The organism is Micromonospora sp. IBSANI012 (genome assembly GCF_052814045.1).
Genome location: NZ_CP199933.1, coordinates 1,657,160 through 1,681,924 on the forward strand (window position 1 = coordinate 1,657,160; position 24,765 = coordinate 1,681,924).

The following is a 24,765-nucleotide window of genomic DNA, read 5'->3' on the forward strand; positions in this document are numbered from 1 at the left end:
CGTCCCCCACCCAGGAGAACCGATGGCACCTCGAACCCTCACCCGCGCGGCGGTGGCCGGCCTCGCCGCCGTCGCGCTCCTCGGCTCCGCCGCCTGCGGCAGCGGCTTCGACGACGACGAGTCCGGCACCGCGCAGTCCAGCGGGCCGGCCAACCTCCAGATCCTGATCGGCTCCTCCGGCGACGCCGAGACCAAGGCGGTGCAGGACGCCGCCGCGAAGTGGGCCTCGTCGTCGGGCAACCAGGCCACCGTCACCCCGGCCCAGGATCTCACCCAGCAGCTCGGCCAGGCCCTGGCCGGCGGCACCCCGCCGGACGTCTTCTACGTCGACGCGGCCCGGTTCGCCGACTACGCCAGCGTCGGCGCCCTGGAGCCGTACGGCGACAAGATCAGCAACAAGGACGACTTCTACGAGAGCCTGCGCACCACGTTCACCTACGACGGCAAGCTGTACTGCGCGCCGAAGGACTTCTCCACCCTCGCCCTCCAGATCAACACCGACCTGTGGACGAAGGCCGGCCTGACCGACGCCGACGTCCCGACCAACTGGGACCAGCTCACCGCCACCGCCCGCAAGATCAAGGCGAAGGGGCAGGTGCCGCTGGCCCTCGGCGACACCCGGGACCGGATCGGCGCCTTCCTGGTGCAGAACGGCGGCTGGCTGCTCAGCGAGGACGGCAAGCAGCCCACCGCGGACACGGCGGAGAACCTGGCCGCCCTCACCTACGTGAAGTCGCTGATCACCGAGGGGCTGGCCCGGTACCCGAAGCAGCTCGACGCCGGCTGGTCGGGCGAGGCGTTCGGCAAGGGCAAGGCCGTGATGACCATCGAGGGCAACTGGATCAAGGGCGCGCTGCAGAACGACTTCCCGAACGTCAAGTACAAGGTGGTCGAGTTGCCCGCCGGACCGAAGGGCAAGGGAACCCTCTCCTTCACCCAGTGCTGGGGCATCGCCGCCAAGAGCAAGCACAAGGAGCAGGCGGTCAAGTTCGTCGAGGCGATGACCGCCGGCGAGCAGCAGATCACCTTCGCCAAGGCCTTCGGTGTGATGCCGTCCCGCCAGTCCGTGCGCGAGCAGTACACGGCGGCGTTCCCGGCCGACAAGCCGTTCATCGACGGCGCCGCATACGCCCAGGGCCCGGTGAACGCCCCGAAGATGGACAGCGTCGTCGGTGACCTGGACACCGGCCTGCAGGGGCTGGCCAACGGCGACCCGAAGACCATCCTCAGCAACTTCGACAAGAACGCCAAGGCCGCGCTCGGCGGCAGCTGACGGGCCGGGGGCGCCGCCGCACCGGTGGCGCCCCACGGCGAGTCGAAGGAGGGTGGATGGCAACAGAAGCAATCGCCGCGCCGGCCACCGCGACCGGCGGCCCGGAGCGTCGGCGCGGCCGGGGCGTCCGCGGTGACGAGAACCTGGCCGGCTGGCTCTTCGTCGCCCCGGTCATCGTGATCCTCGGCCTGTTCCTGCTGCTGCCGATCCTGATGGCGCTCTGGGTCAGCCTCACCGACTGGAACGGTCAGGGCAGCCCGTTCACGTCGAAGGTGCCCTTCGTCGGCGCCGACAACTACACCCGGCTGTTCACCGAGGACGGGCTGGCCCGTCGGGACTTTATGACCAGCATCCGCAACAACGTCTACTACGTGGCGATCGTGGTGCCCGCGCAGACCGCGCTCGCCCTCGGGCTCGCGCTGGTCGTCAACAACCGGATGCTCAAGGGCAAGGCGTTCTTCCGCAGCGCCTTCTACTTCCCGTCGGTGACCAGCTCGGTGGCGATCAGTGTGGTCTTCCTCTTCCTGTTCGCCAACTCCGGTGCGGTCAACGCGCTGCTCGGCGTCTTCGGCGTGGACGGGCCGCAGTGGTTCGCCGACTCGCGCGGCGTGCTGCACCTGCTGCTCGGGGCCCTCGGGATGGACACCGCGCCGGCCGCGCTGGCCGGCGGCGGGCCGTTCGGGCTGAGCTGGTGGGACTGGCTGTCCGGGCCGAGCGTCGCGATGATGTCGATCATCACGCTGGTGGTGTGGACCACCTCCGGCACGTTCATGCTGATGTTCCTGGCCGCGCTGCAGAGCGTCCCGGTGGCGCTGGACGAGGCCGGCACGCTGGACGGCGCGAGCCGCTGGCAGCGATTCCGGTACGTCACCCTGCCGATGATCAAGCCGACCATGTTCCTGGTGCTCACCCTCGGCCTGATTGGCTCCTGGCAGGTCTTCGACCAGGTCTACGTGATGAGCCAGGGCGAGCCGGCCAAGACCACCCTCACCCCGGCCTACCTGTCGTACCGGACCGCGTTCCGGGACTTCGACTACGGCTCCGGCGCGGCCATCTCGTTCGTGCTGTTCCTGATCATCATCGTGCTCACCCTGGTGCAGCGCCGGGTGATGGCCGACCGGGACACCGACCGGCCGCGGCGGGCCCGGTGGTGGCGTCGGCGCGTACCGGAAGGGTCGCCGTCATGACCGCACTCACCGACCGCCCGCCGGTCGCGGCGGCGCCCGCCCACCGCGACCGCCGCGGCGCCCGCACCCTGGCCACCCGGATCCTCGGGTACGCCACGCTGCTCTTCTTCGGGCTGGTCTTCCTCTACCCGTTCGTCATCCAGCTCGGCAACTCGTTCAAGACCGAGCCGGACGCGGCGGCGAACCCGCTCTCGCCGATCCCGGACCCGCTGACCGTCGCCGGCTTCGAGCGGATCTTCGCCGGCACCAACTTCCCGCTCTGGCTCGGCAACTCGCTGCTGGTGACCGTCCTGGTCACCCTGGGCCGGGTCTTCTTCGACTCGCTCGCCGGGTACGCGCTGGCCCGGCTGCGGTTCCGGGGACGGTCCGGGCTGTTCGCCGCGGTCATCGCGGTGATGGCGGTGCCCGGCGTGGTGCTGCTCATCCCGAAGTTCCTGGTGCTCAACCAGCTCGGGATCTACAACAGCTACGCCGGGCTGGTGGTGCCGCTGCTCGCCGACGCGGCCGGCGTGTTCATCATGAAGCAGTTCTTCGAGTCGATCCCGGTCAGCATGGAGGAGGCGGCCCGCATCGACGGGGCCGGCGTCTTCCGCACCTACTGGTCGGTGGTGCTGCCGATGGCCAGGCCGGCGCTGATCACGCTCACCATCCTGTCCTTCCAGGGGTCCTGGAACGAGTTCCCGCACAGCCTGGTCTCGGTGCAGGACCCGGACCTGTTCACCCTGCCGCGCGGCCTGGCCGACCTGGTCAGCGGCTCGCTGGGCAAGGGCACCCAGTATCCGTTGAAGCTGGGGGCGGCGCTGCTGGCCACCATCCCGGTGGCGGTCCTCTTCGTGATCTTCCAGCGGTACTTCGTGCGGGGCGCCAACGAGGGCGCCGAGAAGGGCTGACCCCGCCGGTGGCGGTTCCCGGCCGACGCCGGGAGCCGCCGCGTCGGGTCAGTCCTGCGCGAGCACCGACAGGATGTTGCCGGCCGGGTCGGTGAACCAGGCGATCGTCGGCCCGTTGCCGCGCATGATCCCCTTCTCGTCCTGGCCCATCCCCTCGTAGCGGGCGAACCGCACGCCCCGCGCGGTCAGTTCGTCCACGGCCCGGTCGACGTCCGGCACCGGGAAGTTCAGCACGGTGTTCCGGGCCGGCTCGTGGTCCGCCTTCGGGTACACGAGCACCGGCCGGTCCCCGGCGATGTGCAGGGTCAGCAAGCCGCCCATCTTGTCGTCGCGCGACACCCGCAGGCCGAGGGTGTCGGCGTAGAACTGCTGGGCGCGTCCGATGTCGTCCACCGAGAATGAGCTGAACGCCTTGGTGTCCGTGAACATGCTGGTCTCCGTTCCTGCGTGGCCGGCGGCATGACCGTCGCCGGGTGGCTGCCGTCCCGGTCATGGTCCTCCGCCGACGGGGCGCTGTCCTGGGATGGACTCGGGCGGTGGCCGGAATTCATCGGCCCGGACACCGGCCCCGTCGGCGCCGTACCGCTCAGGGCAGCCGGTCGGGCAGGTTGAACAGCGGGAAGAGCCGCGGCTGGAGGAAATGGGTGAGCCGGGTGATCCGGCCGCCGGAGGACTCCACCAGCTGGATCGAGAACGGCCGGTGGCCACCGGCCGGATCGGGCCGGAACTGCGCGAGGGCCGGCCCGCCGTTGGCGGCCACCGGCAGCAGTCGGGAACCCCGGCAACCGGCGCCCGGCCCGGTCAACCATCGGCCGATGTCCGCCGCTCCCCGCAGCCACAGCGGGTACGGCGGCATGGCGTGCACCGCGTCCTCGCGCAGCAGCGCGACCAGGGCGTCGATGTCGTACCGCTCGAAGACCTGGACGTAGCGGTCGAGCAGCTCCCGGTGCTCCCGGTCCAGCGCGGGGGCCGGCGCGGCCGTCTCCCGGTCGGCCATCGTGGCTCGGGCTCGCTGCAATGCGCTGGTCACCGCGGCGACGGTGGTGTCGAGCAGCTCGGCGACCTCGCCGGCCCGCCAGCGCAGCACGTCCCGCAGGATCAGCACCGCGCGCTGCCGCGGCGGCAGGTGCTGCAACGCCGCGACGAAGGCCAGCCGGACCGACTCGCGGGTCACCGCCAGCTCGGCCGGGTCCTCGGGAAGGACGACGGCGTCCGGCGCCGGCTCCAGCCACTCCCGGCCCGACCCGGGCGCGCCGAGCGACGTCGCCACCGGGGCGGACGGCACCCCGAGGTCCATCGGCAGGGCCCGCCGGCCCTGGCCCCGCAGCAGGTCAAGGCAGACGTTGGTGGCGATCCGGTAGAGCCAGGTGCGCAGGCTGGACCGTCCGTCGAAGCGGTCGAGGCCGCGCCAGGCCCGCAGCATCGTCTCCTGCACCGCGTCCTCGGCGTCGAAGACCGAACCGAGCATCCGGTAGGCGTAGCCGGTCAGCTCGACGCGGAACCGCTCCAAACCGGCGGGGTCGGCCGCCGGGCGCGCGCCCGGCACCGGGGCGGCCGGGCTCGGGCCGGCGTCGGGGCCCGCCGTCGCTGCGGTCATGCGGCCACCGTAGGCGACGCCTCCGACACCGGTGGCCGACGGCGCGCGCCGGCTGCCGGTCAGTCGGTGGCGACCGGCTCGGTCGGAACCGCGACGTGCAGGCGGACCTGGGGGACCAGCATGTCGTCCACGTCGAGGGCCCGGGCCGCGCCGTCCGGCTCCCAGCCGGTGCTGGTCAGGAACTTCCGGGTCGCCTCGTCGCCGTCGAACGCCCACGCCACCGCGCGGTCGAAGCCGTCCTCCCGCCACAGGTCGACGGCGGCGGCGAGCAGCCGGCTGCCGTGCCCGCGCCGGCCCCACCGGGGCTCTACCAGCAGGTCGGTCACCGCCACCACGCCCGTGCCGAGGGACTCGGCCGGCTCGTCGGGGGCGAGCGCCTCGGCGTCCGCCGGACCGGAGGCGGCGAACCCCACCAGATAGGATTGCTCGGCCTGTTCGACGGCGACCAGCACACGGTGCGCGCCGGAGGGCGGCTCCTGCACCGCCGCGCTCCACCGCCGGGCGAGCCATGCCTCGTCCAGGTTGTCGAGCACGTGCCGGGGCAGGATCCGGCGATAGGCGACCCGCCAGGTCGCGAGCTGGATGCGTGCGATCTCGCCGGCGTCCTCGGGACGCGCCGGGCGGACGTACCCCATGGCCATGGGCCAGAAGCCTACGCAGGGCGGGAGTGACGATGGTGGCGCAGGGTGCCAGGCGGACGGCCGCGCAGGTCGCCGGGGTGGTCGCGCTCGCCGTCGCGGTGACGGCCTTCCTCTCCGTGGCGGCCGTCCGGCACGGCTTCTTCGACCTCAAGGTCTACTACGGCGCGCTGACCTTCTGGGTGCACGACCACGGCGAGATCTACGACTACCTCAAGCCCGGCACCCAGTACGGCTTCACCTACCCGCCGTTCGCCGCCCTGGTGATGCTGCCGATGGCGTACCTGCCGTGGCCGGCGGCGATCACCGTCAGCGTGGCCGCCAGCGTGGTGGTCAGCGCGGTGCTCATCTGGTGGCTGCTCGACCCGGTCTCCCGCCGGGCCGGCTGGTCCCGCTGGCTCACCCTGGCCGTCGCGCTCTGCCTGGCCGCCGCGTACGAGCCGATGCGCGAGACGATCAACTTCGGCCAGGTCAACATGCTGCTGCTCTTCCTGGTCGGGCTGGACCTGCTGCGGCTGCTGCCGGCCGGCAACCGGTGGGCCGGCGTGGGCATCGGGCTGGCCACCGCGATCAAGCTGACCCCGGGCGTCTTCATCGTCTACCTGCTGATCACCCGGCGCTGGCGGGCCGCGTTCACCTCGATGGCCGCCGCGGTGGTGGCGACCCTGCTCGCCGCCGCGCTCTTCCCGGACGCCTCCCGGGAGTTCTGGACCTCGTCGCTGTGGAACACCAGCCGGGTGGGGGAGCTGGCGTTCGTCTCCAACCAGTCGTTGCGCGGGGTGGTGGCCCGGCTGGACCCCGACCACCCGAGCACCCTGGCCTGGCTGCTGCTGGTCCTGGCCACCCTGGGGATCTGGGCCTGGCGGTCCCGGGCGGCGGTGGCCGTCGGCGACGAGGCCACCGGGCTGGCGCTGACCGGCGCGGTGATGTGCCTGGTCAGCCCGGTCACCTGGGTGCACCACCTGGTCTGGCTGATCCCGGCGCTGATCCTGCTGGTCGACAACGCGATGGCCGCGCCCGCGCACGGTCCGCGGCGGCGCGCCCTGCTGGCCTTCGCGGTCATCGCGTACGGCCTGCTGATCAGCCGGATCGTCTGGGCCTGGGAGAAGGACTTCACCGGCCTGGACGGCTTCCTGGGCAGCAACACCTACGTCTGGATCAGCCTGGCGCTGCTGGTGCTGCTGCCGATCCGGCGCTGGGCCGTCCCGGCCGCCGTCGGTCCGGCCGTCGGGCGGCCGGAGCCCACCGGGTCAGCCGTCGAGCCGGCCGGCGTACCGCAGCTCGTCGAGCCGGACCGGGGGACGCCCACCGGCGAGCGGCACCGGGTAGGTGGACCGCTCGCCGTCCGCTGACAACCCGGCCCGCTCGTAGAAGCGGCGGGCCCGGGTGTTCTCGGCCAGCACCCAGAGCCGGTACGCCCGCCAGCCCCGGCCCGCCAGGCCGTCGCGGGCCGCGGCCAGCAGCGCCCGCGCGGTGCCGTCACCCCAGTGCGCCGGCTCCACGTACGTCGCCAGCACCTCGCCGTACGTCGGGTCCAGGTCGCCCCGGTCCTGGTTGTTGCGGTACGGCCCGAAGGTGACGAACCCGGCGAGTACCCCGTCGACCTCGGCGAGCAGCGTGGTGAACGGGTGCTCCGGGTCGGCGGTGCCGAGGTCCCGACGCCGTTGCGCCCAGGCCACCGGGTTGAGCCGGCGCAGCACCTCGTCGGGCATGATCCCGGCGTAGCCGGCCTGCCAGCCGTGGATGTGCACCCGGGCGATCGCCTCGGCGTCTTCGGGCTCTTCGCGGCGGATGGTGAGCATGTGTCCGTTCTATTCCTCGCCGGGCGTCCGGTCCAGCGTCCGCTCCGGCGTCGTACCGCTGGTTTAGGGTGCCCGACGATGGCCGCACCGGAATCACTCTCGCTCGCCCAGGCCCGGCGGGTGGCGCTGGCCGCCCAGGGCTTCGCCGACCCGGCGCCCACCGGCGTGCCCACCCGGCGACACCTGCGCCGGGTGCTGGACCGGGTCGGCTTGATCCAGATGGACTCGGTCAACGTGCTGCAACGGGCGCACTATCTGCCGCTCTACAGCCGGCTCGGGCCCTACCCGACGGCGCTGCTCGACACCGCCGCCTACCGCCGCCCCCGCGAGCTGTTCGAATACTGGGGCCACGAGGCGTCGCTGGTGCCGGTGGGGCTGCACGCGGCGCTGCGCTGGCGGATGGCCAAGGCCCACTCCGACGCCTGGGGCGGCATGCGGCGCATCGCCCAGGAGCAGCCCGAACTGGTCGCCTGGGTCCGCGACGAGGTGGCCGCCCGGGGGCCGCTGACCGCCGCGGAGATCGAGCACGACGCGCCCAGGGAGACCGGCAACTGGGGGTGGAACTGGTCGGCGGTGAAGCGGGCCCTGGAGTTCCTCTTCTGGGCCGGCGAGGTGAGCGCCGCCGACCGGACGACCTCCTTCGCCCGCCGCTACGACCTGCCTGAGCGGGTGCTGCCGGCGGCTTTCCTGGCGGTGCCCACCCCCACCGACGCGGAGGCGTACCGCACGTTGGTGTCGGTGGCCGCGCGGTCGCTCGGGGTGGCCGCCGAGCCGGAGCTGCGCGACTACTTCCGGCTCCCGCTGGCTGGTGCCCGGCAGGCGATCGCCGAGCTGGTCGAGGCCGGTGAGCTGCGGCCGGTGACGGTGCAGGGCTGGCGGCAGCCGGCCTGGCTGCACGCCACCGCCCGGCTGCCCCGGTGGGTGCGCGCCAACACCCTGGTCAGCCCCTTCGACCCGCTGGTCTGGGAGCGGGCCCGCACCGAGCGGCTCTTCGACTTCAGCTACCGGATCGAGATCTACGTGCCCGCGCCGCAGCGGGTGTACGGCTACTACGTGCTGCCGTTCCTGCAGGGGGAGCGGTTCACCGCGCGGGTCGACCTCAAGGCCGACCGGCGGGCGGGCGTGCTGCTGGTGCCGGCCGCCTGGATCGAGCCGGGCGCCGACCCGGGGGAGACCGCCGTCGCGCTCGCGGCGGAGCTGTACCGGCTCGCCGGCTGGCTCGGTCTGGACGCGGTGGCCCCGCCGGTCGCCGGGGATCTCGCCGATCCGCTGGCCGCCGCGTTGAAGGGCGTGGCCGGTGTACCGTGAGCGCGTGACGAGCGTGGACGGGTCGGCGGGTCAGCCGGGTCAGCAGGTGCCCGACACCGGCGCGCCGCAGGCCGCCCCGCCCGGCGCGGTGGCCACCCCGCACGCCGAAGCCCTTCCGGGTGAGGGTGGCGCGCCCGGCGCGGGCGAACCGCACGGGCACGCCGGACACGCCGAAGGCACCTGGGCGCACGACACCGCTGCCGCCGCCTGGCCGCCCGGTGCCTACCAGCAGGTCGAGCCGGACCGGCTCACCCGGTTCGTACTCCGGGTGCACGCGCGCTCCCCGCGCTGGGCGGCGCCGCTGGCTGCGCTCGGCTGCGTCGGCATCGGGATGGCGTACGCGCTGGTCAGCGACCCCACCCGCAGCGACCCGGACGCCGCCCCGAGCTGCCTGCTCAAACTGACCACCGGCCTGGACTGCCCGGGCTGCGGCGGCACCCGCGCCCTCTGGTACGTGCTGCACGGCGACCTGCCCGCCGCCGCCCGGCACCACTTCCTCTTCGTGTTCGCGCTGCCCTTCCTGGCGTACCTCTTCGTGGCGTGGGCCGGGAAGCAGGCCTTCGGCTGGCGCCTGCCCGAGCTGCGGATCAGCTCGCCGGTGATCGCCGGGTTCCTCGCCGTCTGGCTGGCCTTCTCCGTGGCGAGAAACCTGCCCTGGGCCCCGTTCACCGCGCTCTACGTCTGACCACCCCGGCACCCCCGGCACCCCCGGCGGCCCCCGCCGCGCTCCCGGCGGCCCGCCGCGCGGTGCCGTCTGCGAGATCTTGGACACTTGTCGTTCCCCCGGAACGAAAACTGTCCAAGATTCGCAGCTCACGGCCGCTGTCGAAGCCGGGAGGTCAACTTTCGCGCACCGGTGCGGGGCAACTACAGTCCCAGGAATGCCGGAGATGGTGCAGCCCCAGGTCAAGCTGATCGCATGGACCCAGTTCCAGGCCCCGGACGACGTGCCGTGGTCGACCGACGCCGAGGGCGGTCAGGCCCTGGCGGAGTTCGCCGGCCGGGCCTGCTACCAGAGCTGGAAGAAGCCGAACCCGGCGACCGCCACCAACGCCGGCTACCTGGCGCACATCCTCGAGGTGGGCCACCTGAGCGTGCTGGAGCACGGCTCGGTGAGCTTCTACTTCACCGGGGTCTCCCGCTCCTTCACCCACGAGCTGATCCGGCACCGGCACTTCTCGTACTCCCAGCTGTCCCAGCGCTACGTCCCGGAGCGGGACGCGGCGATGGTCGAGCCCCGGGTGATCGCCGAGGACCCGGAGCTGCACAAGAAGTTCGTCGAGGCCGCCGAGGCGAGCGTCCGGGCGTACACCGAGCTGCTGGAGGGGCTGGAGCAGCGCTTCGTCGACGAGCCGAACCCGACGCTGCGGCGCAAGCAGGCCCGGCAGGCGGCCCGCGCGGTGCTGCCCAACGCCACCGAGACCCGGATCGTGGTCACCGGCAACTACCGGGCCTGGCGGCACTTCATCGCCATGCGCGCCACCGAGCACGCCGACGTGGAGATCCGCGAGCTGGCGGTGGAGTGCCTGCGCCAGCTCCAGCAGGTCGCCCCGAACGTCTTCGCCGACTTCGTCATCTCCACCCTGCCCGACGGCACCGAGGTGGCGACCAGCCCGCACGCCGAGCTGTCCTGAGCCCTTCCCCACCGGCGCTCCGGTGGTCGTCCGCTAGGTTGTGAACATGACGCACGACCAGCTTGCCGCCCCCGATCGGGGCGCGTCCCGCCCGTTCGGGCGACTGCTCACGGCCATGGTGACCCCGTTCACCGACGACGGATCGCTGGACCTGGACGGCGCCGTACGGCTCGCCACCCACCTCGTCGACGAGCAGGGCAACGACGCGCTGGTGCTCAACGGCACCACGGGTGAGTCGCCGACCACCACCGACGCGGAGAAGGAGACCCTGATCCGGGCGGTGGTGGAGGCGGTCGGCGACCGGGCCAGAATCGTCGCCGGAGTGGGCACCAACGACACCCGGCACACCATCGAGCTGGCCGCGTCGGCCGAGAAGGCGGGCGCGCACGGCCTGCTGGTGGTGACCCCGTACTACAACAAGCCGCCGCAGAGCGGGCTGCTGCGCCACTTCACCGCGGTCGCCGACGCCACCGGGCTGCCGATCATGCTCTACGACATCCCGCACCGGGCCGGGGTGGCCATCGCGACCGACACGCTGGTGCGCCTCGCCGAGCACGGCCGGATCGTCGCGGTCAAGGACGCCAAGGGCGACCTGACCGCCACCAGCTGGGTGCTCAGCCGCAGTGACCTCGCCTTCTACAGCGGGGAGGACGCGCTCACCCTGCCGACGCTGGCCGTCGGCGGGGTCGGCCTGGTCGGCACGTCCACGCACTTCATCGGCGCGCCCGTCAAGCAGATGATCGAGGCGTACGACGCGGGGGACACCGCGACCGCGCTCGCCCTGCACCGGCAGCTGCTGCCGCTGCTCACCGGGATCTTCCGTACCCAGGGCGTGATCCTGGTGAAGGCCGGCCTGGCGGCCAAGGGCCTGCCGGCCGGTCCGGTGCGGCCGCCGCTGGTGGACGCCACCGCCGACGAACTCGCCCAGCTGCGCGCCGACTGCGCCGCGGCGGGCCTGGAACTGCCCAAATGATCGAACGACACGACGGACGCCGGGTAACGGCGTCGCAGAATGAGGTGGACGCGTGACCGAGGCGCACATCGAGGGTGAGCTGCCCCCGCCGCTGCCGGAGGGCGGCCTGCGGATCATCCCGCTCGGCGGGCTCGGCGCCATCGGTCGGAACATGACCGTCTTCGAGTACGACGGCAAGCTGCTCGTCGTCGACTGCGGGGTGCTCTTCCCCGACGTCGAGCAGCCGGGCGTCGACCTGATCCTGCCGGACTTCGGCCCGATTCTGGACCGGCTGGACGACGTCCAGGCGATCGTGCTCACCCACGGTCACGAGGACCACATCGGCGCGGTGCCGTACCTGCTCGCCCACAAGCCGGACATCCCGCTGGTCGGTTCCCAGTTCACCCTGGCCCTGGTCGAGGCGAAGCTGGCCGAGCGGCGGATCCAGCCGTACACGCTGACCGTGCGGGAGGGCGGCCGGGAGCGGCTGGGCCCGTTCGAGTGCGAGTTCTTCGCGGTCAACCACTCGATCCCGGACGCCCTCGCCGTGGCCATCCGCACCCCGGCCGGGCTGGTGCTGCACACCGGCGACTTCAAGATGGACCAGCTCCCGCTGGACGGCCGGATCACCGACCTGGCCGGCTTCGCCCGGCTCGGCGCGGAGGGCGTCGACCTGCTGCTGTCGGACTCCACCAACGCGGAGATCCCCGGCTTCGTCACCCCCGAGCGCGAGATCGGGCCGGTGCTCGACTCGATCTTCGCCAAGGCGCGGGGGCGGATCATCGTCGCCTCGTTCGCCTCGCACGTGCACCGGGTGCAGCAGGTCTTCGACTCGGCGATCGAGCACGGCCGCAAGGTGGCGCTGATCGGCCGATCGATGGTGCGCAACATGGGCATCGCCCGCGACCTCGGCCTGCTCAACATCCCGCCCGGCCTGGTGGTCGGGCTGGAGGAGGCCACCACGCTGCCGCCCGAGCAGATCCTGCTGATGTCCACCGGCTCCCAGGGCGAGCCGATGAGCGCCCTCGGCCGGATGGCCAGCGGCGACCACCGGCACATCACCATCGCCCCCGGCGACACGGTGGTACTGGCCAGCTCGCTGGTGCCGGGCAACGAGACCTCCGTCTACCGGGTGATCAACCGGCTGGCCCGTGCCGGCGCGGTGGTCGTGCACAAGGACGTGGCCAAGGTGCACGTCTCCGGCCACGCCCCCGCCGGCGAGCTGCTCTACCTGCTCAACATGGTGCGCCCGAGCAACCTGATGCCGGTGCACGGCGAGTGGCGGCACCTGCGGGCGCACGCCCGCCTCGGCGTCGAGTCCGGCGTCGCCCCCGACCGGGTGGTGCTCTGCGAGGACGGCGACGTGGTCGACCTGGTCGAGGGCCGGGCCAGCCTGGTCGGGCACGTGAAGAGCCGCTACGTCTACGTCGACGGGCTCGCCGTCGGCGACGTCAGCGAGTCACTGCTGACCGAGCGGCGGATCCTCGGCGACGGCGGCTTCATCGCCACCACCGTCGTGGTCGACTCGGTCACCGGCAAGGTGGTCGGCGGCCCCACCCTCTCGGCGAAGGGCTTCTCCGAGGACCCGGAGGCGTTCAACCCGGTCGTCCCGCTGGTCACCGAGGCGCTCAACCGGGCCGCGGCGGACGGCATCACCGACCCGCACCAGCTCCAGCAGATCGTCCGGCGCACCGTCGGGCGCTGGGTCAACGACAAGTACCGGCGCCGTCCGATGATCGTCCCGACGGTCGTCGAGGTCTGACCCACCGGCTCCGCACGCCGGTCCACCGTCCGCGGTGGGCCGGCGTCGTCGTGTCCGGGTACGCCCCGGCGAGTGACCGCGTGGACACGCTGCGCTGAAAGGTCCGGTTCCGGGTCAACCGATCGGCCGTCGTCTCCGTACTCCGTTCCGGCAGGCGTACCCCGCGCCGGCCGGGAGGAGCTTGGCGGATGGACCGCAGACGGATGACAGCCATCGGTGTCGTGGTGGCGGCGGCGGGATTGACGGCGGCGGTGACCCTGCCGTCGTTCGCCGGTGAGAACGCCGCCCCGCGAGCCGGTGGACCGGCCGGGGCGAGCGCCACCGGCGGGGTGGCCCCCGAGGTGCTGGACGCGCTGAGCCGCGACCTCTCGCTCAGCCGGGAGCAGGCGGTACGGCGGTTGGCGGCCGAGCGGCGGGCCACCGGCACCCTCAACCGGCTGCGCGCCGAGCTGGGCGCGGCGTACGGCGGCAGCTGGCTCAGCGCCGACGGCGCCACGCTGACCGTGGCGGTCGCCGACCCGGCGCAGGCGGGCCGGGTCCGCGCCGCCGGTGCGGTGCCGAAGGAGGTCGACCGGGGCGTGCGGGAGCTGGACGCGGTCAAGGGCCGGCTCGACTCGGCCGGTGGCCGGGCCACCCCGGACATCGCCGGCTGGTACGTCGACGTCGCCACCAACTCGGTGGTGGTGCTCGCCCGGCCGGGCGCGGAGGAGGCCGGACGCCGGTTCGCGGCGGCGACCGGGGCGCCGGCCGGGGCGGTACGGGTGACCGCCTCCAGCGAATCCCCGCGGCCGCTGTTCGACGTGCGGGGCGGTGACGCGTACTTCATCAACAACGCGGGCCGCTGCTCGGTCGGCTTCTCCGTGGTCGGCGGCTTCGTCACCGCCGGGCACTGCGGCCAGCCGGGGGACCGCACCACCGGCGCGAACCGGGTCGCCCAGGGCACCTTCGCCGCGTCGTCGTTCCCTGGCGACGACTGGGCGTTCGTCGAGGTCAACAACCAGTGGACGCCGCAGGGCGTGGTGAACGACTTCAACGGCGGCACGGTGCCGGTCAACGGCTCCACCGAGGCCCCGGTCGGCGCCTCGATCTGCCGCTCCGGCTCCACCACCGGCACCCGCTGCGGGGTGGTCCAGGCCAAGAACGCCACCGTGAACTACCCGGAGGGCACGGTCACCGGGCTCACCCGGACCAACGTCTGCGCCGAGCCCGGCGACTCGGGCGGGGCGTGGCTCTCCGGCGACCAGGCCCAGGGCGTCACCTCCGGCGGGTCCGGCGACTGCACCGCCGGCGGCATCACGTTCTTCCAGCCGGTCAACGAGATCCTCCAGCGCAACAACCTGACCCTGGTCACCGCGGAGAGCCGGTCGGCCCCCGCCGAGCCGCCCGCCGGCGGCGACGCCACCGCCCCGCCGGCGACCGCCGCCCCCACCGCCCCGCCGGCCGGCGACTCCCCGGTCTGCACCGGTGACGTCAGCCGCTCCGGCGCCATCGCCGCCGGCCGTTCCCAGGCGCAGCCCGACGGCCGCTGGTTCGTCGCCGACGGCGGTGCGCAGAGCGCCTGCCTCGACGCCCCCGACGGTACCCAGCTGGTGCTGGAACTCCAGCGCTGGACCGGCACCGGCTTCCGGACCGTGGCCCGCACCGCCACCGCCGACGGCGTCGCGCGGCTGGAGGCCGAGGGCTCGCCCGGCGCCTACCGCTACCGGGTCACCGCGCTGAGCGGCTCCGGCCAGTACACCCTCGCCTTCTCGGCAAGCTGACCCACCCCCGACCGCGGCCCCCGACCCCACCGCCCGGTGGTCGGGGGCCGCTCCGCGCTCCCCGCCCCCCACCGCCCGGTGGTCGAGGGTCGCCCCTCGTCCCCCGCCCCCTATGGCCGCACTTTCAGAGAAAGCGTGGCTATGGCGCGCGGAATAGCCACGCTTTCTCGGAAAGTGCGGGCTGGGGTGGGGGTTGCGGGCGGGTGCCGGGCGCAGGCGGGCGGCCGGTGGTGCGTCGGTCGGGGGCCTGCTTCGGGGTCAGCGGAGCAGGGCGTTCAGTTCGCCGTAGGAGGTGGCGGGGGTGAGGGCGGTGTAGGTGCCGCCGGTCAGCCGGGCGGCCCGCTGCTGTGGTGTCGTCATGCGGCAAGTCCACCAGCGCGGCGCGTCGGCGTCCGGCGGCTTTCGGACCTCACCCGCGTCGGTCAGGGCAGCGCGGCGACCGTGTCGGCGTACGCGACGCCGGTGGCGACCGCAGCGTCGATGAGGACGCCGAGCTGCGCCGGGGCGACCCCGTGCTCCAGGTCGGTGGTGACGTCGCCGGCCAGCACCAGCTCGCCCTCGCCCAGGTCGTGCACGTACGCCTTCGGCAGCAGCCGGTCGTGGTTCCAGGCGTTGCAGAACTCGTACGCCTCGGTCAGCCGGTCCGCCGGCAGTCGCCGGGCCGCCACCACCCGGGCGTGCAGGATCTCGCCGCGCCGCCCGACCTGCCGGAACTGGATCACCGCCTCGTGCCAGCGCCCGACCACCACCCCGCCGGCGTCCACGGCGTAGATGTCGCCCCGGCGGTCCAGCACCGTGATGATCATCGACAGGCTCAGCGGGGCCAGCTCGTCGGCCGCCGGGGCGAACGGCGGGTCCGTCGCCGGGTCGTCGCCGGTCTCCTCGTCGGGCAGCGGCACCGGCGTGGCCAGCGGCCGCTCCGCCAGCCAGGAGGCGATCCGGCCGGACTGGTGCCCGGTGCCGTTGCGCGCGTCGAAGCTGCCGGCCAGCCCGGTGGCCAGGGTCAGCAGGTCGGTGCCGAGGGTCTCCACGTCCACCTCGGCCGCCGGCCGGTCGCCGTGCGCCGGGCGGTGCACCCGCCGCCCGGCCAGCCCCGCCTCGGCGGCGAGGGCGCAGACCAGCGCCCCGGCGGCGGCGAACTCCATCGCGGAGAGGTCGTCGTACGGGTGGTCCAGCCGGGGCAGCTGCTCGGCGAGGATGTCCAGCCCCCGGCCGGGGTGCCCGGCCAGCGCGCAGAAGCGCAGGTGCGCGGCGAGGTACGGGAAGGCCCCCCGCTCCCGCCGGTGCCGCCGGTACGCCCGCAGGTGCGCCTGCCCGGCCCGCTCCGTCTCGCCGGTGCGCAGCCACGGCAGCAGCGCCACGGCCAGCGCCCGCTCGGGCGAGTCGGTGCAGTCCACCGCGCCGTCGAGGACGGGACGCAACGTCTCCAGCGCCGCCTGGTCGTCGCCCCACCCGGCGAGCAGCTCCGCACGGCGGGCCGGCAGGCAGCCGGGGCAGCCGGCGGTCGGGTCGGGCTCGGCGGCGGCCCAGTCGTCGTACCGACGGCGGGCGGTGGGCTCGTCGCCGAGGTGGTCGGCGAGCCGGCAGCGCAGCTGGGCGACGAGCCCGGTCCGCTCGCCGGCCCGCCGCGCCAGGTCGTCGAGGAGGGCGCGGGCCTGGTCCAGGCCGACCCGCGGGGTGCCGATCGCCGCCTCGACCGCGTAGCGCTGGTGCCGACGCAGCAGCTCGGCGTCGCCGGGGCGTTCGGTCAGCAGGCCGGGAGACCGGTCGACGGCGGCCAGGCAGCGCCGCACCGGCTCGGCCAGCCGCCACCGCTCCCCGTGCAGCAGGTACGCCTCGACCAGCGCGAACCGGGCGTCCAGCCCGGAGTGCGCGTCGCCCAGCGCGTCGGCCCGGGCGGCGATCCGGTCCAGCTCGGCGAAGCGGGCCTCGCCGTCGGGCATGTCCCGGGCGTCGGCCAGCGCCGCGACCAGCTCCGGGACGCGGCCGGTCAGCCCCCGCCCGACGGGCTCGCCCCGGCCGGTCACCGGGTCGTCCCGCCGGGAAGCTGGGCGACGGCGGCGGCCAGTTGGCAGCCGGTGGAGATGCCGCAGTCAAGGAGTTGGTCGAGCTGGTGCGGCGTCACCCCCCGTTCCAGGTCGGTGATCACCTCGCCGCAGACCCGGGCCACCCCCTCGTCGTCGACGTGCACGAACGCCTTGGGCCAGAGCCGGTCGTGGTTCCAGGCGTTGCAGAAGGCGTAGAGCGTCGGGACGTACTCGATGCCGAAGGCCGGGGCGGCCATGGTGCGGACCTGGAGCAGCTCGCCGGCCTCGCCGGGGCGCAGGAACCAGATCAGGTTGTCGTCCCAGCGGCCGACCAGGTCGCCGTCGGCGTCGGCGGAGAACGCGTACCCGCGGTTGCCGAGCACCGCGGCGATCAGTTCGCCGGTCAACGGCCGCAGGGCCTGCGGGTGCCCGGCCAGGGGGTCGTCCGGACCGTCCTCGAAAGCAGGCGACGCCATCGGGCATCCCTTCCTGAGGCAAATAACACGTCTGGGGGCGTGGTCCGTGCTGCGACGCGCGGACACGACCCGGAAAAGCGGCGATCTCCCGGGTCACGCCGTTACGGTGACTGTATGGCGGGCCGTACCTCTCAGGCGAGCCGGCGACGCGGCGCGTCGCCGCGCGGTACCACGAACAGCCGTGCCCGTCAGCCGGCGAAGAAGGCCACCCGGGCGACCGCCCGGCGGCGAACGGCGGCCCGGCCCGGCCCGGCGGTCTACCTCGGGCGCGCGGTCGGTGCACTGTGGATGGGGCTGGCGCACGGCGTGGGCTGGGCGGTCCGTGCCGCCGGCCGGCAGGCCGCCTCCGCCCGCGACCTCGACCCGGAGCACCGCCGCGACGGCGCCGGGCTGCTGCTGTTCGGCCTGGCCATCCTGAGCGGGGTGGGGATCTGGTTCTCCGGCGCGGGCCCGCTCGGCGCCCGGCTGGCCGACACCGTCCGGCTCTTCCTCGGCGCGATCGCCATCGTGGTGCCGGTGCTGCTGATGATCGGCGCCTGGCGGCTGATGCGCACGCCCGCCGACCCGGAACACCGCGGCCGTGGCCTGGTGGGCTGGGGTTCGATGCTGGTCGCCACCGCGGCGATGCTGCACATCGGACAGAACCCGGTCGACCCGGTGCAGCGCGACTACGCCGGCGGGCTGATCGGCGCCGGGGTCGGCGACCTGCTGGAGGCGGGGGTCACCGCCTGGGTGGCGGTGCCGCTGCTCATCCTGCTGCTCGTCTTCGGTCTGCTGGTGGTCACCGCGACCCCGATCAACAAGATCCCCGAGCGGCTCGGCCTGCTCGCCGGCACGCTGGTCGCGCCGCCGGCCGACCCGGAGGCGGAGGAGGACCCGGCCGCGAAGCCGGCCCGCCGCCGGCCGGCGAAGCGGACCGCGCCGCCACCGCTGGACCCGGACGACCTCGACGACTCCGACGCGGTCAACCTCCAGGACACCCTGGTGCTGCCGCGCAAGTCGCCGGCGAAGGTGCCCGCCAGCCGCAAGCCGGTCGAGCCGCCGGAGCACTCGCCCGCGCCCACCCGCGCCGAGCAGCTCGCGCTCACCGGGCTGGCCGGCGACTACACGCTGCCGCCGGCGAACATGCTCAGCGGCGGCGCCGCGCCGAAGACCCGCAGCAAGGCCAACGACGAGGTGATCGCGGCGCTGACCGGCGTCTTCGAGCAGTTCGACGTGGACGCCGCGGTCACCGGCTTCACCCGGGGCCCGACGGTCACCCGCTACGAGGTGGAGCTCGGGCACGGGGTCAAGGTCGAGCGGATCACCCAGCTCTCCCGCAACATCGCGTACGCGGTGAAGTCGCCGGACGTGCGGATCCTCAGCCCGATCCCGGGCAAGAGCGCGGTCGGCGTGGAGATCCCGAACACCGACCCGGAGAACGTCGCCCTCGGCGACGTGCTGCGCTCGCGGGCCGCCACCAGCGACCACCACCCGATGGTGGTGGCGCTCGGCAAGGACATCGAGGGCGGCTACGTGGTGGCCAACCTGGCCAAGATGCCGCACATCCTGATCGCCGGCGCGACCGGCGCGGGCAAGTCGTCCTGCCTGAACTCGCTGCTGGTGTCGATCCTCACCCGGGCCACCCCGGACGAGGTGCGGCTGCTGCTGATCGACCCGAAGCGGGTCGAGATGACCGGGTACGAGGGCATCCCGCACCTGGTCACGCCGATCGTGACCAACGCGAAGAAGGCGGCCGACTCGCTGGACTGGGTCGTCCGCGAGATGGACATGCGCTACGACGACCTCGCCGCCAACGGGGTCCGGCACATCGACGACTTCAACCGCAAGGTGCGCAACGGCGAGATCAAGGCCCCGCCGGGCAGCGAGCGGGAGATGCGCCCGTACCCGTACCTGCTGGTGATCGTCGACGAGCTGGCCGACCTGATGATGGTCGCCCCGCGCGACGTGGAGGACTCGGTCGTCCGGATCACCCAGCTGGCCCGCGCGGCCGGCATCCACCTGGTGCTGGCCACCCAGCGCCCCTCGGTCGACGTGGTCACCGGTCTGATCAAGGCGAACGTGCCGTCCCGGCTGGCGTTCGCCACCTCCTCGCTGGCCGACTCGCGGGTCATCCTCGACCAACCGGGCGCGGAGAAGCTGCTCGGCCGCGGCGACGGGCTCTTCCTGCCGATGGGCGCCTCCAAGCCGGTGCGGATCCAGGGCGCCTGGGTGACCGAGCGCGAGATCGCCGACGTGGTGAAGTTCTGCAAGGACCAGCGCGAGCCGGAGTTCCGCCCGGACGTGCTGGCCCCCGCGCAGGACAACAAGAAGAAGATCGACGAGGACATCGGCGACGACCTGGACCTGCTGGTGCAGGCGGTCGAGCTGGTGGTCACCTCGCAGTTCGGCTCGACCTCGATGCTCCAGCGCAAGCTGCGGGTCGGCTTCGCCAAGGCGGGCCGGCTGATGGACCTGATGGAGACCCGGGGCGTGGTCGGCCCGTCCGAGGGTTCCAAGGCCCGCGACGTGCTGGTCAAGCCGGACGAGCTGGAAGAGGTCCTGGTCGGCCTGCGCGGCGCCGAGGACTGACGGTCCCGGCCCGGTGGCCGGCCGCCCCGGGTGCCGACGTGACGGGGTCCCGCGGCCGGCAGAACCGCGCAACTGCGGTCGTGACACGACGAGGCCCGCCGGAACGCCGGCGGGCCTCGCGGGGAGTCTGCGGTGGTCAGTTGTTGATGATCGCGGCGACGAGGGCGACGCCGATGATGGCGCCCACGACGCTGGCGGCGGCGGCGTACCAGCCGAGCGGCTTGTCGCCGAGCACCGCGCCGACGATGCCGAGCACCAGGCCGGCGATACCGAAGATCACCGGCGCCACGAAGATGGCGACGACGGCGAAGACGAAGGCCAGGATCGTGCAGATCCGGGCGGCGTTGCTGCGCGGGCGGGCGGTCGCGTGCATGTCGGCCATGACGTCCTCCGTGGTGAGAGCCTCTTGGGTGTCCGGCCGCTGTCTACCCACTCCGGCCTCGGACTACTCATCAGGGCCGATACCGCTCGTCCCGCCGCACCCCCTCGGGGGCTCAGTGGAAGAACTTGAGCCCGACCACGCCGGCGACCACCAGCAGCAGGCAGGCGATCCGGGCGAGGCTGGCCGACTCGCCGAGCGCCACCATCCCGTACGCGGCGGTGCCGACCGCGCCGATGCCGACCCAGACCGCGTAGCCGGTGCCGACCGGGATCTCGCGCAGCGCGTACGCCAGGCCGAGCATGCTGAGCACCAGGGTGATCAGGAAGACGACGGAGGGGAGGGGGCGGCTGAAGCCGGCGCTGCGCTCGAGCGACACCGCCCATGCGGTCTCCAGCAGGCCGGAGAACACCAGCACGATCCAGGCCACGGGTCATCACCTCGCGAAGCAGGCCCGGACCCTCGGGGCCGGGACGAGTCGGTCTACCTGTCGCGGGGCGTCTTGGCCTGACCGGGTACGCCCACCACTCGTCCGGGACGGCCGGGGCCGCCATCGCCGACGCTAACACCGCCCGGGGCGGGCGGGTGGTGATCTCGCGCACCACCGGTTGAGCTGAACCTGACTTCAGGTTGCAGGATGGCAAGCATGACGCTGATCTTCACCGACCGGGAGGTCGCCGCCGCCCTGGACGCTTCGGCGACCGTCGCGGCGATGCGGGACGCGCTGCTGGCGGCCCACGCCGGCCGGCTCGTCGCCCCGCCCCGGGCGGCTGCCCCGCTGGACGGCGGGCGGATCGTGCTCACCGCCGGCCACCTCACCGGCGAGTGGTACGGCTTCCGGTCGTACGACACCTTCGGGTTGCCGGAGTCCGAGCAGCTGGTGGTGCTGCACGACGGGCGTACCGGGGCGGTGCGGGCGGTGGCGGTCGGCGAGGAGTTGGGCTCCCGGCGTACCGGGGGGTTGGGCGGGGTCGCGGTGGACGCGCTGGCGCGGCCGGACGCGGCCACCCTCGGGGTGATCGGCTCCGGCCGGCAGGCCTGGACGCAGGTCTGGGCCGCCGCGGCGGTACGCCCGCTGCGCGAGGTGACGGTGCACAGCCGCTCGGCCGCCCGCCGGGAGGCGTTCGCGGCCCGGGTCCGCGCCGAGCTGGGGGTGCCGGCCCGCGCGGTGGACTCGGCCCGGGCGGCGGTACGGGACCGGGACGTGGTGGTGCTCGCCACCACCAGCACCACGCCGGTGCTCGACGCCACCGACCTCGCCCCGGGCACCCATGTCAACGCGGTCGGCTTCAAGCAGGCCGACCGGCACGAGTTCGGCTGCGACCTGCTGGACCTCGCCGACCTGCTGGTCACCGACTCGCCGGCCCAGGCGGGCGCCTACTCCCCGCCGATGCTGGCCGCCGTCGAGCCGTACGCGGGCCGGCTGCGCGACCTGGGCGCGGTGCTGGCCGGCGCGGTCCCCGGCCGGACCGGCGCGGACCAGGTCTCCGTCTTCTGCTCCACCGGCCTGGCCGGCACGGAGGTCTTCCTCCTCGACCGGCTGGTGCGGGTGGGCGCGGCGACGGTCTGACCGGTCGCGGGTGTGAGCCGGCCGATGCGGCGGCCCGCCGTTGCCGGCCCCCGCCCCGCCGCCCGGTACCCTCGGATGGTGTCTGCCACCTCCACCTCCCCCGCCCCCGACGGCCGCCGTGTCGCCCTGCTGACCCTGGGCTGTGCCCGCAACGAGGTCGACTCGGAGGAGCTGGCCGCCCGGCTGCACGCCGACGGCTGGCAGGTCACCACCGACGGCGAGGGCGCCGACGTGGTGGTCGTCAACACCTGTGGCTTCGTGGAGAAGGCCAAGCAGGACTCCATCCAGACCCTGCTCGCCGCCGCCGACACCGGCGCCAAGGTGGTCGCGGCCGGCTGCATGGCCGAGCGGTACGGGCGTGAGCTGGCCGACAGCCTCCCCGAGGCGCAGGCGGTGCTCAGCTTCGACGACTACCCGGAGATCTCCGCCCGGCTGAACGCGGTCGTCGCCGGCGAGGCGGTCGCCGCACACACCCCGCGCGATCGGCGCGAGCTGCTGCCGCTCACCCCGGTCTCCCGCCGGGACAGCGCGGTCTCGCTGCCCGGGCACGGCACCCCGGCCCGGGGCGTCACCGAGACCGACGAGCACACCCCGGCCCACCTGCGCCAGGTGCTGCGCCGTCGGCTCGACACCGGTCCGGTCGCCTCGCTGAAGCTGGCCAGCGGCTGCGACCGGCGCTGCGCGTTCTGCGCCATCCCCGCCTTCCGCGGCGCCTTCGTCTCCCGTACGCCGGACGAGCTGCTGGCCGAGGCGGAGTGGCTGGCCAAGACCGGCGTCCGTGAGCTGGTGCTGGTCAGCGAGAACTCCACCTCGTACGGCAAGGACCTGGGCGACCCCCGGGCGCTGGAGAAGCTGCTGCCGCAGCTGGCCGCCATCGACGGCATCGTCCGGGTGCGGGCGAGCTACCTCCAGCCCGCCGAGACCCGGCCCGGCCTGGTCGAGGCGATCGCCACCACGCCCGGCGTGGCGCCCTACTTCGACCTGTCCTTCCAGCACTCCAGCGAGCCGGTGCTGCGCCGGATGCGTCGTTTCGGCTCCACCGACCGGTTCCTGGAGCTGCTGGCGGGGGCCCGTGCCCTGGCGCCGGAGGCCGGCGCGCGGAGCAACTTCATCGTCGGCTTCCCCGGCGAGACCCGCGCCGACGTCGACGAGCTGGTCCGGTTCCTGACCGAGGCGCGGCTCGACGCGATCGGCATGTTCGACTACAGCGACGAGGACGGCACCGAGGCCGCCGGCCTGCCCGGCAAGGTCTCCGCCGCCACCGTCAAGCGCCGCTACGACAAGCTCAGCGCGCTCGCCGACGAGCTCTGCTCGCAGCGGGCCGAGGAGCGGCTCGGGTCGACCGTCGAGGTGCTGGTCGACTCGGTCGACGGCGGCGTGGTCGAGGGGCGGGCTGCCCACCAGGCTCCCGAGGTCGACGGCTCGACCACGCTGGTCGCGCCGGTCGGCGGCGGGGTCGACCTGGCCGCGCTGCGCCCCGGCGACCTGGTCCGCGCGACGGTCAGCGCGACCGAGGGTGTCGACCTGATCGCCGTGCCGGATGAGATGATCTCGGCGGCGCCCGGCGCGGAACGGTGACGGCGGGTCCGGAGGAAGCGGGGGAGCCACGTGGTGCGGTGCCTGGTACGCCCCGGCGGCCCGAGCGGGGTGCGGCCGTGACCGGGGCGACGGAGTCGGCGCCGGTGGTCGCCCGGGTGCCGGTGCTCAACGCGGCCAACGCGCTGACCGCCCTGCGGCTGGTGCTGGTGCCGGTCTTCGCGGCGTCGGTGATCGTCTCGGGGACGACCCACGCCGGCTGGCAGATGGCCGCCTGTCTGATCTTCGTGCTCGCCTCGGCGACCGACCTGGTCGACGGCTGGATCGCCCGCCGGTTCAAGCTCGTCACCTCGGTCGGCAAGGTCGCCGACCCGATCGCCGACAAGGCGCTCACCGGCGCCGCCCTGGTGCTGCTCTCCTGGTACGACCGGCTGCCCTGGTGGGTGACGGCGGTGATCCTGGTGCGGGAGTGGGGCGTCACCGCGCTGCGCTTCTGGGTGATCCGGCGCGGGGTGATCGCGGCCAGCCGGGGCGGCAAGATCAAGACGGCCCTCCAGATCCTCGCGATCACCTGGTACCTCTGGCCGATGCCGGCCGGCCTCGCCGCCGTCGGCCCGTGGATCATGGCCGCCGCCGTGGTGGTCACCGTGGTCACCGGCTTCGACTACGTCGCCCAGGCGCTGCGCCTGCGCCGCCCCGCCCGCTGACCGCACCCCTGCCGACCCGCGGTCGCCGGGGCGCGCCCCGGCGTGTCGCCGCAAGAGCGCCGTGACCGGCGCCGCCGGGCGCAGGATGAGTAGGCGTCGGCAGGCGGGGAAGGGAAGCGGGACATGGGGACGGACGCGAACAACGAGCGGCCCGCCGGGAGTCCGGCGGCGGCCGTGGTGCACAGCCTGCACGAGCGGCACGAGACGCTGGCCACCGTCGAGTCCCTGACCGGTGGGCTGCTCTCCGCCTCGATCGTGGAGATCGCCGGGGTCAGCGGGGTCTACCGGGGCGGCCTGGTCACGTACGCCACCGAGCTGAAGTCGGAGCTGGCCGGCGTACCGGCTGAGCTGCTGGCGGAGCGCGGGCCGGTCGACCCGGACGTGGCGCGGGCGCTCGCCGAGGGCGGGCGGCGGCGCTGCGGGGCGGACTGGGGGCTGGCCACCACCGGCGTGGCCGGGCCGGAGCCGCAGGACGGCAAGCCGGTCGGGCTGGTCTACGTCGCGGCGGCCGGGCCGGCCGACACGGTCGTCCGCCAACTGGACCTCGACGGTGGCCGGGACCACATCCGCTCCGCCGCGGTGATCGAGGCGCTGCGGCTGCTGGTCGAGCGCATCCAGGCCGCCGAGGAACCGGCCGGGGCCGGCGTGGACGACGACGCCACCGCCGCGGCGGCCGGCCGGCGGTGACCGGTGATC

23 protein-coding genes and 1 riboswitch are annotated in these 24,765 nt (G+C 73.9%); of the genes, 15 read left to right on the top strand and 8 right to left on the bottom strand.

Annotation, left to right across the window (positions count from 1 at the left end; genetic code table 11):
• The first annotated feature begins 22 nt into the window (after window positions 1-22).
• The 3 genes from ACTWM8_RS07830 to ACTWM8_RS07840 are packed head-to-tail and all read left to right on the top strand — an operon-like array spanning window position 23 to window position 3,350.
• Entirely contained in the window at window positions 23-1,273 is a 1,251-nt protein-coding gene (locus ACTWM8_RS07830; RefSeq protein ID WP_446213219.1) for a sugar ABC transporter substrate-binding protein, read from the top strand.
• A gap of 56 nt (window positions 1,274-1,329) precedes the next feature.
• Complete coding sequence (locus tag ACTWM8_RS07835) at window positions 1,330-2,460, top strand: carbohydrate ABC transporter permease (protein WP_446213220.1); 1,131 nt, start codon at window positions 1,330-1,332, stop codon at window positions 2,458-2,460.
• On the top strand, window positions 2,457-3,350 hold the full coding sequence (locus ACTWM8_RS07840; protein WP_446213221.1) for a carbohydrate ABC transporter permease: 894 nt from the start codon (window positions 2,457-2,459) through the stop codon (window positions 3,348-3,350). Before ACTWM8_RS07835 ends, ACTWM8_RS07840 begins: the two co-directional genes overlap by 4 nt.
• 48 nt (window positions 3,351-3,398) lie before the next feature.
• On the opposite strand, the gene ACTWM8_RS07845 is transcribed toward ACTWM8_RS07840, so the two are convergent.
• The 3 genes from ACTWM8_RS07845 to ACTWM8_RS07855 form a co-directional block, all read right to left on the bottom strand.
• Complete coding sequence (locus ACTWM8_RS07845; RefSeq protein ID WP_446213222.1) at window positions 3,399-3,779, bottom strand: VOC family protein; 381 nt, start codon at window positions 3,777-3,779, stop codon at window positions 3,399-3,401.
• A 157-nt stretch (window positions 3,780-3,936) separates the two neighbouring features.
• Window positions 3,937-4,947: a sigma-70 family RNA polymerase sigma factor gene (locus ACTWM8_RS07850; protein ID WP_446213223.1), complete on the bottom strand. Its 1,011-nt coding sequence runs from the start codon at window positions 4,945-4,947 to the stop codon at window positions 3,937-3,939.
• A 59-nt stretch (window positions 4,948-5,006) separates the two neighbouring features.
• Entirely contained in the window at window positions 5,007-5,588 is a 582-nt protein-coding gene (locus ACTWM8_RS07855; RefSeq protein WP_446213224.1) for an N-acetyltransferase family protein, read from the bottom strand.
• A 35-nt stretch (window positions 5,589-5,623) separates the two neighbouring features.
• Between ACTWM8_RS07855 and ACTWM8_RS07860 the strand changes: the two genes are divergently transcribed.
• Entirely contained in the window at window positions 5,624-6,937 is a 1,314-nt protein-coding gene (locus ACTWM8_RS07860) for a glycosyltransferase 87 family protein (protein WP_446214494.1), read from the top strand.
• On the opposite strand, the gene ACTWM8_RS07865 is transcribed toward ACTWM8_RS07860, so the two are convergent.
• Window positions 6,836-7,387: an N-acetyltransferase family protein gene (locus ACTWM8_RS07865; RefSeq protein WP_446213225.1), complete on the bottom strand. Its 552-nt coding sequence runs from the start codon at window positions 7,385-7,387 to the stop codon at window positions 6,836-6,838. The genes ACTWM8_RS07860 and ACTWM8_RS07865 overlap by 102 nt on opposite strands.
• A gap of 78 nt (window positions 7,388-7,465) precedes the next feature.
• Here ACTWM8_RS07865 and ACTWM8_RS07870 point away from each other — a divergent pair, with 78 nt between their 5' ends.
• The 6 genes from ACTWM8_RS07870 (at window position 7,466) to ACTWM8_RS07895 (ending at window position 14,803) form a co-directional block, all read left to right on the top strand.
• Entirely contained in the window at window positions 7,466-8,695 is a 1,230-nt protein-coding gene (locus ACTWM8_RS07870; RefSeq protein WP_446213226.1) for a winged helix-turn-helix domain-containing protein, read from the top strand.
• A 4-nt stretch (window positions 8,696-8,699) separates the two neighbouring features.
• The gene (locus ACTWM8_RS07875; RefSeq protein ID WP_446213227.1) at window positions 8,700-9,380 is read left to right on the top strand and encodes a DUF2752 domain-containing protein; all 681 of its coding nucleotides are present in this window, start codon (window positions 8,700-8,702) and stop codon (window positions 9,378-9,380) included.
• 205 nt (window positions 9,381-9,585) lie between these two features.
• Complete coding sequence (gene thyX, locus ACTWM8_RS07880) at window positions 9,586-10,329, top strand: FAD-dependent thymidylate synthase (RefSeq protein WP_446214495.1); 744 nt, start codon at window positions 9,586-9,588, stop codon at window positions 10,327-10,329.
• 46 nt (window positions 10,330-10,375) lie between these two features.
• On the top strand, window positions 10,376-11,302 hold the full coding sequence (gene dapA / locus ACTWM8_RS07885; RefSeq protein WP_446213228.1) for a 4-hydroxy-tetrahydrodipicolinate synthase: 927 nt from the start codon (window positions 10,376-10,378) through the stop codon (window positions 11,300-11,302).
• 52 nt (window positions 11,303-11,354) lie between these two features.
• Window positions 11,355-13,043, top strand: coding sequence for a ribonuclease J (locus tag ACTWM8_RS07890; RefSeq protein WP_357607433.1), 1,689 nt, complete (start codon window positions 11,355-11,357; stop codon window positions 13,041-13,043).
• Between the two features lie 188 nt (window positions 13,044-13,231).
• Window positions 13,232-14,803 carry a S1 family peptidase gene (locus ACTWM8_RS07895; protein WP_446213229.1) on the top strand — a complete coding sequence of 524 codons (1,572 nt, stop codon included), beginning with the start codon at window positions 13,232-13,234 and terminating at the stop codon, window positions 14,801-14,803.
• Window positions 14,804-15,225: 422 nt separating this feature from the next.
• Here ACTWM8_RS07895 and ACTWM8_RS07900 read toward each other — a convergent pair whose 3' ends face one another.
• Window positions 15,226-16,830, bottom strand: coding sequence for a YbjN domain-containing protein (locus tag ACTWM8_RS07900; RefSeq protein WP_446213230.1), 1,605 nt, complete (start codon window positions 16,828-16,830; stop codon window positions 15,226-15,228).
• Window positions 16,827-17,306: a YbjN domain-containing protein gene (locus ACTWM8_RS07905; protein WP_446213231.1), complete on the bottom strand. Its 480-nt coding sequence runs from the start codon at window positions 17,304-17,306 to the stop codon at window positions 16,827-16,829. Before ACTWM8_RS07905 ends, ACTWM8_RS07900 begins: the two co-directional genes overlap by 4 nt.
• Window positions 17,307-17,420: 114 nt before the next feature.
• Between ACTWM8_RS07905 and ACTWM8_RS07910 the strand changes: the two genes are divergently transcribed.
• Window positions 17,421-19,877 (top strand): DNA translocase FtsK 4TM domain-containing protein, encoded by a 2,457-nt coding sequence (locus ACTWM8_RS07910; protein ID WP_446213232.1) that lies wholly within the window; start codon window positions 17,421-17,423, stop codon window positions 19,875-19,877.
• 136 nt (window positions 19,878-20,013) lie between these two features.
• On the opposite strand, the gene ACTWM8_RS07915 is transcribed toward ACTWM8_RS07910, so the two are convergent.
• The gene (locus tag ACTWM8_RS07915) at window positions 20,014-20,259 is read right to left on the bottom strand and encodes a hypothetical protein (protein WP_154942785.1); all 246 of its coding nucleotides are present in this window, start codon (window positions 20,257-20,259) and stop codon (window positions 20,014-20,016) included.
• 112 nt (window positions 20,260-20,371) lie between these two features.
• Window positions 20,372-20,686, bottom strand: a complete 315-nt coding sequence (locus tag ACTWM8_RS07920; protein WP_446213233.1) for a DMT family transporter — start codon at window positions 20,684-20,686, stop codon at window positions 20,372-20,374.
• A gap of 61 nt (window positions 20,687-20,747) precedes the next feature.
• Window positions 20,748-20,811, bottom strand: a riboswitch (guanidine-III (ykkC-III) riboswitch).
• A 91-nt stretch (window positions 20,812-20,902) separates the two neighbouring features.
• Here ACTWM8_RS07920 and ACTWM8_RS07925 point away from each other — a divergent pair.
• The 4 genes from ACTWM8_RS07925 to ACTWM8_RS07940 all read left to right on the top strand — a co-directional run bounded on the left by ACTWM8_RS07925 (window position 20,903) and on the right by ACTWM8_RS07940 (window position 24,756).
• A complete protein-coding gene (locus tag ACTWM8_RS07925; protein WP_446213234.1) occupies window positions 20,903-21,826 on the top strand; it encodes an ornithine cyclodeaminase family protein in 924 nt (307 codons plus the stop codon).
• A 75-nt stretch (window positions 21,827-21,901) separates the two neighbouring features.
• Complete coding sequence (rimO, locus tag ACTWM8_RS07930) at window positions 21,902-23,404, top strand: 30S ribosomal protein S12 methylthiotransferase RimO (RefSeq protein ID WP_446213235.1); 1,503 nt, start codon at window positions 21,902-21,904, stop codon at window positions 23,402-23,404.
• A 77-nt stretch (window positions 23,405-23,481) separates the two neighbouring features.
• Complete coding sequence (gene pgsA / locus ACTWM8_RS07935) at window positions 23,482-24,069, top strand: CDP-diacylglycerol--glycerol-3-phosphate 3-phosphatidyltransferase (RefSeq protein WP_377608210.1); 588 nt, start codon at window positions 23,482-23,484, stop codon at window positions 24,067-24,069.
• A 123-nt stretch (window positions 24,070-24,192) separates the two neighbouring features.
• The gene (locus ACTWM8_RS07940) at window positions 24,193-24,756 is read left to right on the top strand and encodes a CinA family protein (RefSeq protein WP_446213236.1); all 564 of its coding nucleotides are present in this window, start codon (window positions 24,193-24,195) and stop codon (window positions 24,754-24,756) included.
• Window positions 24,757-24,765: the final 9 nt, after the last annotated feature.

Excerpts from the sequence above, each read along its gene's own strand:
- ACTWM8_RS07830 (WP_446213219.1), top strand. The coding sequence starts at position 23 with ATGGCACCTCGAACCCTCACCCGCGCGGCGGTGGCCGGCCTCGCCGCC.
- ACTWM8_RS07835 (WP_446213220.1), top strand. The coding sequence starts at position 1,330 with ATGGCAACAGAAGCAATCGCCGCGCCGGCCACCGCGACCGGCGGCCCG.
- ACTWM8_RS07840 (WP_446213221.1), top strand. The coding sequence starts at position 2,457 with ATGACCGCACTCACCGACCGCCCGCCGGTCGCGGCGGCGCCCGCCCAC.
- ACTWM8_RS07845 (WP_446213222.1), bottom strand. The coding sequence starts at position 3,779 with ATGTTCACGGACACCAAGGCGTTCAGCTCATTCTCGGTGGACGACATC.
- ACTWM8_RS07850 (WP_446213223.1), bottom strand. The coding sequence starts at position 4,947 with ATGACCGCAGCGACGGCGGGCCCCGACGCCGGCCCGAGCCCGGCCGCC.
- ACTWM8_RS07855 (WP_446213224.1), bottom strand. The coding sequence starts at position 5,588 with ATGGCCATGGGGTACGTCCGCCCGGCGCGTCCCGAGGACGCCGGCGAG.
- ACTWM8_RS07865 (WP_446213225.1), bottom strand. The coding sequence starts at position 7,387 with ATGCTCACCATCCGCCGCGAAGAGCCCGAAGACGCCGAGGCGATCGCC.
- ACTWM8_RS07870 (WP_446213226.1), top strand. The coding sequence starts at position 7,466 with ATGGCCGCACCGGAATCACTCTCGCTCGCCCAGGCCCGGCGGGTGGCG.
- thyX (WP_446214495.1), top strand. The coding sequence starts at position 9,586 with ATGGTGCAGCCCCAGGTCAAGCTGATCGCATGGACCCAGTTCCAGGCC.
- dapA (WP_446213228.1), top strand. The coding sequence starts at position 10,376 with ATGACGCACGACCAGCTTGCCGCCCCCGATCGGGGCGCGTCCCGCCCG.
- ACTWM8_RS07895 (WP_446213229.1), top strand. The coding sequence starts at position 13,232 with ATGGACCGCAGACGGATGACAGCCATCGGTGTCGTGGTGGCGGCGGCG.
- ACTWM8_RS07905 (WP_446213231.1), bottom strand. The coding sequence starts at position 17,306 with ATGGCGTCGCCTGCTTTCGAGGACGGTCCGGACGACCCCCTGGCCGGG.
- ACTWM8_RS07910 (WP_446213232.1), top strand. The coding sequence starts at position 17,421 with ATGGCGGGCCGTACCTCTCAGGCGAGCCGGCGACGCGGCGCGTCGCCG.
- ACTWM8_RS07915 (WP_154942785.1), bottom strand. The coding sequence starts at position 20,259 with ATGGCCGACATGCACGCGACCGCCCGCCCGCGCAGCAACGCCGCCCGG.
- ACTWM8_RS07925 (WP_446213234.1), top strand. The coding sequence starts at position 20,903 with ATGACGCTGATCTTCACCGACCGGGAGGTCGCCGCCGCCCTGGACGCT.
- rimO (WP_446213235.1), top strand. The coding sequence starts at position 21,902 with ATGGTGTCTGCCACCTCCACCTCCCCCGCCCCCGACGGCCGCCGTGTC.
- ACTWM8_RS07940 (WP_446213236.1), top strand. The coding sequence starts at position 24,193 with ATGGGGACGGACGCGAACAACGAGCGGCCCGCCGGGAGTCCGGCGGCG.